The organism is Collimonas sp. OK607 (assembly GCF_900111995.1).
Taxonomy (GTDB): domain Bacteria; phylum Pseudomonadota; class Gammaproteobacteria; order Burkholderiales; family Burkholderiaceae_D; genus Collimonas.
Window position 1 is genome coordinate 14,304 of sequence record NZ_FOKF01000016.1, and the last position, 13,461, is coordinate 27,764.

Annotated in this window: 6 protein-coding genes; 1 reads left to right on the plus strand and 5 read right to left on the minus strand. The window is 58.5% G+C overall.

The features are described from left to right. Nucleotide 1: 1 nt before the first annotated feature. Nucleotides 2–8,692, plus strand: a complete 8,691-nt coding sequence (locus tag BM029_RS12580) for a glycoside hydrolase family 94 protein (RefSeq protein WP_092436499.1) — start codon at nt 2–4, stop codon at nt 8,690–8,692. Between the two features lie 21 nt (nt 8,693–8,713). Here the strand turns inward: BM029_RS12580 and BM029_RS12585 are convergent, their stop codons facing one another. The 5 genes from BM029_RS12585 to mdcE form a co-directional block, all read right to left on the minus strand. Further along, entirely contained in the window at nt 8,714–9,640 is a 927-nt protein-coding gene (locus tag BM029_RS12585; RefSeq protein WP_092436501.1) for an ACP S-malonyltransferase, read from the minus strand. Nucleotides 9,641–9,907: 267 nt separating this feature from the next. Then, nucleotides 9,908–11,053 carry an ABC transporter substrate-binding protein gene (locus BM029_RS12590; RefSeq protein ID WP_092436503.1) on the minus strand — a complete coding sequence of 382 codons (1,146 nt, stop codon included), beginning with the start codon at nt 11,051–11,053 and terminating at the stop codon, nt 9,908–9,910. A 100-nt stretch (nt 11,054–11,153) separates the two neighbouring features. Then, entirely contained in the window at nt 11,154–12,089 is a 936-nt protein-coding gene (mdcB, locus tag BM029_RS12595; RefSeq protein WP_092436505.1) for a triphosphoribosyl-dephospho-CoA synthase MdcB, read from the minus strand. After that, nucleotides 12,086–12,766, minus strand: a complete 681-nt coding sequence (gene mdcG / locus BM029_RS12600) for a malonate decarboxylase holo-[acyl-carrier-protein] synthase (protein WP_092436507.1) — start codon at nt 12,764–12,766, stop codon at nt 12,086–12,088. Before mdcG ends, mdcB begins: the two co-directional genes overlap by 4 nt. Further along, complete coding sequence (mdcE, locus tag BM029_RS12605) at nt 12,750–13,460, minus strand: biotin-independent malonate decarboxylase subunit gamma (protein ID WP_092436509.1); 711 nt, start codon at nt 13,458–13,460, stop codon at nt 12,750–12,752. Before mdcE ends, mdcG begins: the two co-directional genes overlap by 17 nt. Nucleotide 13,461: the final 1 nt, after the last annotated feature.

The window sequence follows — 13,461 nt, forward strand, 5'->3', positions numbered from 1 at the left end:
CATGCGTAACGGACCGGCAGAGGATGAGTTACCACTGCGCGCGGAACTGTTCAGCGCCTTGCAGATGGAGCAACACGGCCGTATCCTGGCCAATGCGCACAAACTCAGCAGCGAACGCGCGCGCGACCAACTGCTATCGCGTCTGGCCGACAATGAAAATGTCATCATCGATGCCTGTAACCAGCTGACCGAAGCAATCCAGGCTAGTCGCCAGATCACACCTGCCGCCGAATGGCTGCTCGATAATTTCTATCTGATCGAAGAACAGATCCGTACCGCCAAACGGCATTTGCCAAAAAACTACAGTAAGGAATTACCGCGCCTGCTGCGCGGCAACTCAGCCGGCCGGCCGCGCGTCTACGACATTGCGCTGGAAACCATTTCGCACGGCGATGGCCGGGTCGATCCCGAAAGCCTGAGTCGCTTCGTCGCCGCCTACCAGCAAGTTACCCCTCTAAAACTGGGTGAATTGTGGGCGATCCCGATCATGCTGCGCCTGGCGCTGATAGAAAACCTGCGGCGCGTCGCGGCCCATCTCGCCAACACACGCCTCAATCGCAATCTGGCCGACTCCTGGGCCGACGCAATGGCGGAGAGCGCTGAAAACGACCCTAGTAACCTGATCCTGCTGGTGGCCGACATGGCGCGCTCCAACCCGCCGCTGGACAGCGCGTTCGTCGCCGAACTGGTGCGCCGCCTGCAAGGGCAAAGCCCGGCACTGACTTTGCCCTTGACCTGGCTGTCGCAGCGCCTGACGGAATCCGGCCAGACCATCGAGCTGCTGGTCCAGTCTGAAACCCAGCAGCAAGCCGCCGATCAGGTATCGATCAGCAACAGCATCGGCAGCCTGCGCTTCCTGAGCGCCATGGATTGGCGCGAATTCGTCGAAACCATGAGTGTGGTCGATCATGTCTTACGCAAGGACCCGGTCGACGTTTATGCCCGCATGGATTTTTCCACGCGCGATCACTATCGGCATGTCGTCGAACAGATAGCCCGGTACAGTCCGCTGTCGGAATCCGACATTGCCGAACATGCGGTACGCCTTGCCGGCGCCGAGGCGACGGGCGTCGACCAACGCACCGGGCATGTCGGCTATTACCTGGTCGGCAAAGGCCTGGTGCAACTGGAACAAGCCGTCGCAGCCAGGCTACCATCGATGGAAATGCTGCGGCGCGCAAGCAAAGCAGCTCCCCTGACCGCCTATGTGGGCAGCACGCTGCTGATTACCTTGGCTGTCACCGGTGGCATCGTCGCCAAGGCCTATGCCGACGACGCCAGCGTTTGGCTGCTGGCACTGGTAGCCGCACTCGCTTTGGTAGCTGGCAGCCAGTTTGCGCATGCCATGGTCAACTGGGTAATCACCCTGGTCGCCGTGCCGCACCCGCTGCCGAGGATGGATTTTTCGAACGGTATTCCAGCCGAATCGCGGGCGCTGGTGGTGGTGCCGACGATAATGTTCACCAAACAAAATATCGACAACCTGAGCGAAGCGCTCGAAGTACGCTACCTGGCCAATCGCGACGCCAATCTGCGCTTTTGCCTGTTGACCGATTTCGCCGATGCGAAAACCGAAACGATGCCGGAAGACGACGGCCTGTTGCAGCATATCGAGCACAACATTCAGGAATTGAACAAAAAATACTTCCAGGATGAAGACAGTAATTTCCTGCTGCTGCACCGCCCGCGGCGCTGGAATCCACAAGAAAACACCTGGATGGGTTACGAGCGTAAGCGCGGCAAACTGGCGGATCTCAATGCATTCTTGCGCGGCGGTGCGAAAGACAGTTTTTCGCTTATCGTCGGCAATACGGAAAATTTGAGCAATGTCAGGTACGTGATCACGCTCGATACCGATACCGAATTGCCACGCGATGCCGCCAGAAAATTCGTGGCCACCATGGCCCATCCGCTGAACCGCGCGCACTATGATGCCAGCCGCCAGCGTGTGGTCGAAGGGTACGGTATCCTGCAACCGCGCCTGGCGGTCAGCCTGCCCAGCGCCGGCGCCTCGCGCTACGAACTGTTGTGCGGCGGCGAAACCGGCATCGACCCTTACACCCGCACCGTATCGGATGTCTATCAGGATCTCTTTGGCGAAGGTTCTTTCGTCGGCAAAGGCATCTACGATGTCGACGCCTTTGAACAGACATTGAAAGACCGCATGCCGGAAAACCGCGTACTCAGCCATGATCTGCTGGAAGGTTGCTACGCACGCTCCGGTTTGCTCAGCGATGTCCAGCTGTACGAGCAATATCCCGCCCGCTATAGCGCCGACGTCAGCCGTCGCCACCGGTGGATACGCGGCGACTGGCAGATCGCTTCCTGGCTGCTGCCGAGGGTGCCGGGTGCGCGTGACGCGGCAAGCGGCAAGATCGGCCATCACCGTAATCCGCTGTCGGCCTTGTCGCGCTGGAAGCTGTTCGACAACCTGCGGCGCAGCATAGTCCCGCTCGCGCTGACAGCCTTATTGCTGATCGGCTGGATCGGTTTGGCTTCGGCCTGGTTCTGGACCTGCGTCGCGCTCGGCATCCTGCTGATTCCTTCCATCTGCGCCAGCCTGTTGAGCCTGCTCAGAAAACCGGAGGACGTACTGTTTCGCCAGCATTTTTCCGCATCGTTGCGGGCAGCCCTTCAGCATTTTTCCCATGCGGCGCTGACCTTGATTTTTTTGCCGTATGAGGCCGCAATGAACCTGGACGCCATTATCCGTACGCAATGGCGGATAATGGTCTCACATAAAAAACTACTGGAATGGAACCCATCCAGCGAAGTCAATCGCCAGACCGCGAACGGTTTGCTGTCCTACTACAGATCGATGTGGATCGCACCGGTGATTGCCCTCGCCACGGCGGCGTGGCTGGTTGTCAGGAATCCACACGCGCTGCAAGCGGCTACGGTCGTTTTGCTGCTATGGTGGCTATCTCCGGTTATTGCGTATTGGATCAGCCAGCCGATTGCACGCCGCATAGCCGAGCTGTCTCAGGAACAGACACGCTTCTTGAAATCGCTGTCGCGCAAGATGTGGTTGTTTTTCGAGACCTACGTCGGCCCGGAAGATAACTGGCTGCCACTCGACAATGTGCAAGAACACCCGGTGGCGGTTGTTGCGCGCCGTACCTCGCCCACCAACATCGGCCTGTCCCTGCTGGCTAATCTGACCGCTTATGATTTCGGCTACATCCCATCCGGCCAGCTGCTGGAAAGGACCCAGAACACCTTCCAGACCATGGCTTCCCTGGAACGTTACCAGGGACACTTCTACAACTGGTACGACACCCAATACCTGAAACCGCTGCACCCGATCTATGTCTCGACAGTGGATAGCGGCAATCTTGCCGGCCACCTGATGACTCTGCGCCCCGGCCTGACCGGCTTGCTGGATACGCCGATATTCAGCACCAGGGTATTTTCCGGCATTCGCGACACTTATGAAATCCTGCGCGATACGGCGGGCGGTGGGCCGCTGGCGAAACTGATCCAGTTCGAAAAAGATCTGGAAGCGGCCTGCCAATCTGCGCCGGCCACACTGATGGTAGTGCACGATTGCCTGCAAAGACTGAGCCATTGTGCGGCAGGTTTCGTTGCCGGCCTTGACACAGTCCCCGACACCCAGCTCAATGTCTGGGCGCGCGCTCTGGCCAGCCAGTGTCGTGAAGCTTTGCATGAATTGAACACCCTGACGCCGTGGATACACATGCTGCCGCCGGCGGAATGGATAAATGATTTCCCGCAGCTGGACCAGATTCCGACCTTGCGGCAACTGGCGCAGAACCATGCCAATCTGGCGCCATTGCTTGAAGCGAAGCTTGCTGCGGACGATGGTTTGCACCAGACCGACGCGCAACGTAGCCTAAGTCAACTGGTGGCCAAGGGTAGCCAACATGCTGCCGAGCGCATGCTACTGATCGAACAACTGGTGACGCAAGCCGCAGAGTTTTCCCGCATGGAGTACGGCTTTCTGTACGATCCGGCTACGCATCTGCTGGCCATCGGCTACAACGTCAGTGATCGCCGGCGCGATGTCAGTTTCTACGATCTGTTAGCCTCGGAAGCCAGGCTGGCCACTTTCGTCGCCATCGCTCAAGGCCAGATCCCGCAGGACAGCTGGTTTGCACTGGGACCCCAACTCACCGTCGCTGGCGGTGAGCCTATCCTGTTGTCGTGGAGCGGCTCGATGTTCGAGTACCTGATGCCTCTGCTGGTCATGCCGAACTTCGAAAATACCTTGCTGGCACAGACTTACCGGTCCGCGGTAAAACGGCACATCGAATACGGCATGCAGCGTGGTGTGCCATGGGGCATTTCGGAGTCGGGTTATCACACTTTCGACGCCAGTCTTAATTATCAGTATCGCGCATTCGGCGTGCCTGGCCTCGGCTTCAAACGCGGCCTCGGCGACGATCTGGTGATCGCTCCATATGCTTCGATGATGGCGTTGATGGTGGCGCCGGAAGAAGCATGCCGCAACCTGCAGCAATTGTCAGCTGAAGGTTTCGAAGGCGAGTACGGCTTTTTCGAAGCGATCGATTACACACCGTCGCGGGTTCCGCGTGGCCAGCCAAACGCGGTAATCCGTTCATTCATGGCACATCATCAAGGCATGGGATTCTTGTCGCTAGCCTATTTTCTGCTCGATGCTCCCATGCAAAAGCGTTTCGAATCGGACCCTTTGTTCCAGGCCACCATGTCGCTGCTGCACGAACGCGTGCCGAAAGCCAGCGCAACCTATTCAAACACCACGGAACTGGCCGACATTCGTACTGCAGCAGTCGATCAAGGCATGCAAATGCGCGTACTGCAGCGCCCCGATCCACGTACGCCGGAAGTGCAGCTCTTATCCAACGGGCGTTATCACGTGATGATCACCAGCGCCGGCGGCAGCCGCAGCCGTTGGAACGATCTGGCCGTCACCCGCTGGCAAGAAGACAGCACGCGCGATAACTGGGGTACCTTTTGCTATGTCCGTGAAATGAACGCCGGCGAACCTGGTCATTTCTGGTCGACGGCATTCCAGCCTACACTGGCGCCGCCCGATAACTACGAAGTGATCTTCTCTGAAGGCCGTGCCGAATTCCGGCGGCGCGACAGCAATTTCGACATGCATACCGAAATCGTGGTGTCGCAGGAAGACGACATCGAATTGCGCCGTACCCGCATCATCAACCGCTCGCGCACACGCCGTACCATAGATATCACCAGCTACGCCGAAGTAGTGCTGGCGCCGGCCGCCGCCGACGCCACCCATCCTGCATTCAGCAATTTGTTTGTGCAGACCGAGATCGTCGCCGCGCACCGCGCCATCCTGTGCACTCGCCGTCCGCGTTCGATGAATGAAAAAGTACCGTGGATGTTCCATCTGATGGCGCTGCATGGCGCCGACATCGGCACGGTATCGTATGAAACCGACCGCATGCAGTTTATCGGCCGCGGCAATACCGTCGCCGCACCGCAAGCGATGCGCGATCCGGGGCCGTTGGCGGGCAATGCCGGCCCCGTGCTCGACCCTATTGTCGCCATCCGCTATCAAATCACGCTAGAAGCAGAACAGACTGCCACCATCGACATGGTGACCGGTATCGGCGACTCGCGGGATGCGTGCCTTGGCTTGATCGAGAAATACCAGGACCGGCATCTGGCAGACCGCGTGGTCGAATTATCCTGGCCGCATAGCCAGGTGGTGCTGCGCCAGCTCAACGCCAGCGAAGCCGATGCCCAGCTATATAGCAGGCTGGCCAATTCGGTGATTTACGTCAATCCGCTGCTGCGTGCCGACGCCAGCATCCTGATCCGCAATCATCGCGGGCAATCCGGTCTGTGGGGTTACGCTATCTCCGGCGATTTGCCGATCGTGCTGGTGCGGCTCAAGAGCCAGGAAAACATCGAGCTGGTGCGCCAACTGGTGCAAGCGCACGCGTATTGGCGCTCGAAAGGGTTGATGATCGACCTGGTCATCTGGAACGAAGACCACGCCGGCTATCGGCAATTGCTGCAGGAACAAATCCTCGGACTGATTTCCTCGGTGACCGGCGCTCATGAAATCGACCGCCCCGGCGGCATATTTGTACGATTGATCGATCAGATATCCGATGAAGACCGGATTCTGTTCCAGTCGGTGGCAAGGGTGATCTTGAGCGATAGCCGCGGCACGCTGGTTGAGCAAATCAACCGGCGCGACCTGATGGAAATCCGCGTACCGCGCCTGACGCCGGCATTGAGACAGGCGCCGTTTGCCATCGCACAGCAGATTGAAGTACCCGGCCGGGATCTGCTGATGGAAAACGGCCTTGGCGGCTTCTCGGCGGATGGACGCGAATATGTGATCACCACCTCCAGCACCCAGGTCACGCCGGCGCCATGGGTGAATGTCATCGCCAACCCGCAATTCGGCAGCGTCATCTCGGAAAGCGGGCAAGCTTACACCTGGGGCGAAAACGCCCATGAATTCCGCCTGACGCCTTGGGCTAACGATCCTGTCAGCGACATCGGCGGCGAAGTATTCTATTTACGCGATGAGGAGAGTGGCCACTACTGGTCCCCTACCCCGCTGCCGCGCCGCGGTACAGGCGACTATGTGACACGGCACGGCTTCGGCTATAGCGTGTTCGAACATATTGAAGATGGCATTGTGTCCGAGTTGACCGTGTATGTCGCGATGGATGCATCGGTTAAATATTCGGTACTGCGGGTGCGTAACGAATCCGACACGGTACGCAAGCTGTCTGCTACCGGCTATGTCGAATGGGTGCTCGGCGATCTGCGCCCTAAATCCGCCATGCATATCGTCACCGAAACCGATCCGGCTACCGGCGCGCTGTTTGCACGCAATCCCTACAACACCGAATTCACCGACCGTACTGCGTTCTTCGATGTCGACGCCGGCGCCCGCAGCATCAGTGGCGACCGCAACGAATTCATCGGGCGCAACGGCTCCTTGCAAAAGCCTGCGGCGATGGAACGTGTCCGTCTGTCAGGCAAGATCGGCGCCGGCCTGGATCCGTGTGCAGCAATGCAGATGCAATTCGAGCTGAACCAGGGTCAGCAGCGCGAGATCGTGTTCATCCTCGGGATGGCCGATACCCGCCAGACTAATGTCAGCAACCTGGTGCAGCGCTACCGTGGCGCAACTGCAGCGCAGGAGGCCTTGCAAGCGGTACATGCGTTCTGGGAGCGGACGCTGGGTGCAGTCCAGGTCGAAACACCTGACCAGGAACTCAATCTGCTCGCCAATGGCTGGCTGATGTACCAGGTCATCTCCTGCCGCCTGTGGGCGCGTAGCGGTTACTACCAGTCCGGCGGCGCGTTCGGCTTCCGTGACCAGCTGCAGGACGCCATGGCGCTGGTGCACAACCAGCCGCAGCTGCTGCGTGCCCAACTGCTGCTATGCGCCGCCCACCAGTTTATCGAAGGCGATGTCCAGCATTGGTGGCACCCACCTACCGACCGTGGCGTTCGCACCCATTGTTCCGACGATTACCTGTGGTTGCCGCTGGCGGTCCACCGTTACGTCAGCAGTACCGGCGATAGCGGTGTGCTGGACGAGAGGACGCACTTCCTCGAAGGTCGTGCGCTCAACCAGGATGAGGATTCATACTACGATCTGCCAGGCCATTCAAACCAGGCGGAAACACTCTATGAACATTGCGTACGTGCTATCGAGAGAGGCTTGAAATTTGGCACACACGGCCTGTCCCTGATGGGATCTTGCGACTGGAACGACGGCATGGACAAGGTGGGCGACAAAGGCAAAGGTGAAAGCGTATGGCTCAGTTTCTTCTTGTATGACGTGTTGACCGGCTTCGCTGAAATTGCCGAGATTCACGCGGACCATGCTTTCGCCGATCGCTGTCGTTCCGAAGCAAAGCAACTACAGCAAAATATCGAAAAAAACGGCTGGGACGGCGGCTGGTACCGTCGCGCCTATTTCGACGACGGCACTCCGCTCGGCTCGGCCCAGAACGTCGAATGCCAGATCGATTCAATTTCACAAAGCTGGGCAGTGCTGTCGGGCGCCGGCGATCCGCAACGCGTGCAGACGGCGATGCAGGCAGTCGACAAGCGGCTGGTGCGGCGCACCGAAGCCATTATCCAGTTGCTGGACCCGCCGTTCGACAAGTCCGACCAGGATCCCGGTTATATCCGCGGCTACGTTCCCGGTGTGCGCGAGAATGGCGGGCAGTATACCCATGCCGCAATCTGGACCGTGATGGCGTTTGCCAAACTGGGAAATCATTGGCGCGCCTGGGAATTGATGCGGCTGATCAATCCGCTCAACCATGGCAAGACTGCCAGGAAAATCGCTACTTATAAAGTCGAGCCTTATGTTGTCGCCGCTGACGTTTATGCCAGAGCGCCGCATGTCGGCCGCGGCGGCTGGACCTGGTATACCGGATCAGCAGGATGGATGTATCGCCTGATTGTCGAATCGCTGCTGGGCCTGAAACTGGAAGGGGACAAACTGCATGTCACGCCATGCCTGCCGCAAGACTGGGATACCTATCGCATGAATTACCGTTACCGGGATACCATGTACAGTATTGTAGTCACCCAAACCGTGGCCCGTGGTGCTGGCACTCAGGTTAGCGTTGACGGGATTATGCAGATGGATGCGGTGATCGTCTTGCAGGATGACAAGCGCGAGCATGTGGTGGAAATAACGTTGCCTGTGCAGCCAGATGCGAAAAAAACCTGACAGCGACGCAATTCTTTAATATCACAAACGTTGCAGCCAGCTACGTACGCCCTGCAGCGACCGGAACTCGCTTACCGAACGGCAGGCGATATGCGGATGACGCGCCTGCAACATCCGCGACAACGCCGCGCCCGGCCCCAGCTCCAGTGCGGCCGTGATACCTTGCTCGGCACAGGCATCCATGCAATCGCTCCAGCGTATGGTTTGCGCCAATTGCTGTGACAGCGCCGTTATCGCTTGCTCTTTTTTTGTCAGCACTTGCCCGCTCAAGCCCGACAGCACAGGCACTGGAGGATCTATCGAAAACTGCCGGCGCAGTTGCTGTGCAAATGGTTGGACTGCGTTGTCCATCAGCGGAGTATGGGAAGCCACCGTCACTGGCAGTATACGGATCCTGCCGCCCAGACGCTCGATCTCGCTGACTGCCGCATGCATGTCCTGAGCAAGGCCACCCGCGATGCAGCTATCTGCTTCAGTCTCGATCGCCACATACAAATGATGCGGCGTCAGTAGAGCCGCCAGCTTGCTGACAGCAATGCCACTAACCGAGAACAGGATTTGAGGCGATGCCGGCAGCACGCAAGCGTCCATCAACGCTGCGCGCGACGTCGCCAGCTGAATCGCTTGCGGCGCAGAAATGGCACCGGCGACATGATAAGCGGCGATCTCGCCGACGCTATAACCGGCTACCAGTGCCGGCGGTGGCAACAACGGCTGCAAAGCCGACCAGACTGCGGCCGTGGCCGCCACTATCAGCGGCTGCGCCAGCCGGTTTGAAAACAACAAGGCGTCGTCAGCCAGTATCTGCTGCAGTGAGTGCCCCAGCGCGGTATCGGGCAGCCATTGCTGCAGCAATTCCGTGGTGGCCGGATCGGAGCGTGGCAGATCGAACATTGCAGCATGCTGCCCACCCTGCCCAGGGCACAGGATTGCCAGGCGCGGAGTCATTTACGATCCACCTTGCGATGTGGCTTAGAGGCAGTTTGAAATCTATTGATCAACATCGATATTTCCCCTCTCTGCGATACGCATCACGGCCACGGAGAAAGGCAGCCCACTTATCGCCGGTTTGTTTCTTTGCGTTTTACGACTCCTGCTCCGTGGTCCACTAAGCGGGATCAGAGTGAAGTTTCGGCGGTAGAGCATACCGAAAGTTCACTCTGACCCCGGTTAGTTCGTACATCTCTTCGCATTCACTGTAAAACCTTTGGTCACTTAACGCAGTACGTAGCCATCCTTGCCGATCACTGTCAACTCAATGAAATTCAGACCATCGCGACTGTTTGGGCCATATTTAAGCGCCATGCCGCCGATGTCGTAACCACCCATGCCTTCCAGGCCGCTGACCAGGCTTTCGCGGGTCGGCTTGTTGCCGGCGCGGCGCAAACCTTCTACCAATACCTTGGCGGAAATAAAGCCTTCCAAGGTCGGATAGGAATCAGACAATTCAGTGCGCGTCTTGAGCGCAGTCATGAATTCCTTGGATATCTGCGTGCTCGAACTTCTTGGATTCGGAAATACTTGCGTCATGCCGAGACCGCGCGCATCTTTACCCAAGCCTTGCAAAAACACTTGCGAACTGACATTCGACAACGCAATCATTTGCTGCGAGCCGCCGGCCTCGCGGTACTGTTTGATAAATGCCGCGCATGGCTTGGCGGTGCAAATCAACAGTACTGCTTGTGGCTTGGCATCGAAAATCTTTTTCACTGCACCTTCTACCGCCACCGTGTTGCGCTCGTAATTGGCGATCACCGGCTCCGGCAACTTATGTTTCTTGATGGCCTGCTTCAAACCTTCCAGCGCGTCATTGCCAAACGAATCGTTGGACACCAGCACGGCATAACGCTGCAAACCCATGCCGGACAGCTGTTCGACGGCAGTGCCGACTTCATCCCGGTATTTGGAACGCACATTAAACAGATAGTGCTGCATAGGCTCATGCAGCGAAGTAGCGCCGCTGACCGGGGCGATCAAGGGTACTTTGGCCTCATTGATGGCACCCATGATGGATTCGGTGGTCGGCGTACCGCGATACAGGAACAATGCAAACGCATTCTTTTCGTTCAGCAGCTTACGGGTATTTTCAACAGTACGCTTAGGCTCAAAGCCATCGTCGAGCGACTCCAGCACGATCTTGCGGCCGAACACACCGCCTTGCTTGTTGACGATATCGAAATACAATTGCGCGCCGGCCGTTGCCTGTTTTACTTCCTCGGCTGCGGTGCCGGTAAAGCCTGCCGACTGGCCGATCACGATGGTGCTGGAGGTAATACCCGGTTCTGCGTTAGCGCTACCAATTGCAAGTAAGCCAAACAAGCCCAGCAAACTACTGCCGACTGCCAAAGACAACTTCTTCATTTGTGCTCCAGAGAGGATAAGGATTAATCAATTAATTGGTCGACGCATCAAGTATTCGGTCGCGGCGGTAGCAGCATGGGCAATCGGCAAACGGTCCCGATCACCGCAGGTAGCTAAGTCCATGCATGAAATAGGTGGCGGCCAATAAGTCGGCTGCACCACCGGGCGACAGCTTATCCTGAATAAATGCACTATGGCAACTAATTGCGCGTTCGCGCCAATCTTCTGTTGCGCAGCCGCCCGCATCCAGAAATTGACGGGCGCTGGTTTTTACCTTATCGGCGCCCGCCAGCCCGCCCCGATGGTAGAGATTGGTGTCGTTGATCGTTGCCATCAAGGTGAACAAGGTGTCGATAGCGGCGGCATCGTAGCCGCGCCCGGCCCCGAGCGTCTGCAGAAAACGCGGCAACGCAAGTTCAAACAAGGACGGAAAGCCAAGCGCAGCCTCTTCGCTGGCGCCGCTCACCGCATATTTTTGCGCCACCTGCGTACCGTGCGAAGTTACCGCCCGATCCTGCATATGGCGGCTCAAACCGTCGCCCCACTGAATCAGCAAACTGGCGCGAATCGCGGCAGCCGACAGCGGCATGCGGCGAGCATGACAATAACCCGCCGTTGCGCACAACATGCCAAGACAAAAAATCGCCCCTCTATGGGTATTGATCCCGGCAGTGGCTCGCAACATGGCTCGCTCGGCATCCATGCCCAGTTGCTTCAACACGGCAAACTCCGTGCCTGCCATGCCTGCCTGCGTAATCCGTATGAAATAGTGGCGTAGCGCAAACAAGCTGCGCATGAAAGTGACGACATCCATGTCAGCGTGACTACCGCTGTCCACTGGCGACACCAGGCCGGGTTTTGGATAAAGCTGTAATTCACGGTACAAACTACGCAAGGCCAGCTGGCCAACCGTCAGGCAAAATGCCCGCTGCTGGCGCAAACTCTGCTGTTGCGCCAATTCGTCGCGGCGCAAATGCGGCGACTGCGGTAGCAACGGCTGCGCTCGCGTATCGGCATGGCGATCGGTCAACATCATGCGCCTTCCAGGGTGTCCATCAATGCCGCCAGCGGCATCAGCTTGACCGTGTCCCCGGTCTTGACCAGTACGCGTTGCTGGTTGCCCGCCTGCAGCGCCTGCCAGCATTCCTTCCAGGCTACAGCCTGCCCCTCCGCAAAAACGATCTCGCCATCCAGCGGCAGCCGCGCTGCGTGTTGTGCCAGCAAACCGAGGCCGCGCGTCAATTCTTCGGCACTGCCGGGCGCGAACAACAGATCGATATCCGAACCTGGTCTTACATAGTTTTGCTGCGTCAGGATTTGCCAGGCCCAGGAACCGTATATCCGCATCGCCATGCCGCTTTGCAGGCAATCGCCGGCAAAGGCATGCAGCGCGCCGCTCCAGCCAGGTGGCGCATGCTTCAGGGCAGCGCCCAATGCCAGCGGATCTGTAATCCTCTGGACGTCGGCAAGCTGCGCCTTAAACGGGATTCTGGTCTTGTTGCCTTGGCCATCAGGCGGCAGCGCCAGCCCAAGACATAATTGGTCTTCCGGCGTGCCCGCTTCACGGCGGCGCAGGACCACCGGCCAGTCGTGGCGCTGCCAGCGTTGCAGCACAGCTTGATAATTCACTTCGGCCGCCATCGTCGCCATCGTTTGCGCTGCGCGCTGCCAGCCGTCGGCGTTTAGCCAGACCAGGCTATGGCGGGCCAGCATAATCCGTCACAGCCTGGGTTACCTGCCAAGCGTGGCTGCGGCCGCCGCGTTGCCGGCCGGCCGCACTGCGTTGGTCTTGCGGGCTAGCCGCGCGCAGAGCGGTTACCAGCTGCCCGGCCAGATCGCCATCCCAGATCGCTTCGATGCCGCCCATATGCAGATAATTGACGGCGCCGGGGGCAAATACAGGATTGCTCTTGGCCAGTTCCGTCAGCCTGGCTTCCGGCACCTTGGTAATCCTTGCCATGGCCGGCAAACCCATGACGCGGATGGTAGCGTCCGGCAAGGCATAACAGGCATCGGCCATCAGGCCGCTGGTGATGAAACCACCTGACAATGCCTGGTCGTAGACCAGTCCGACGATCTTGTGCTGTTGCCGCCGCGCCAGGTCGATACACTTTGCCAGCTGCGCCATATAACTGTTGATACCCAGCATTTCATCCCGATGCCGCAAGCGCTGGCCTTGGGTATCGACCAGGATCACGATCGTTCGCTGCGGATGCTGACGCACGGTCGCCAGGATCGCCTGTGCCTGCAACAAAGCGATTTCAACGCCGATCGCAGCGTGGCCGGTAGTGCCGATCACCGTCACTGTGTTGCCATCGACCTCTGCCGTGCCGCTTAGGAAATCATCTTTCTCGACCACGGTGTGGCCATCGGGGAACAACGTCGCTGTCAGGGTTTTCCAGTCCATG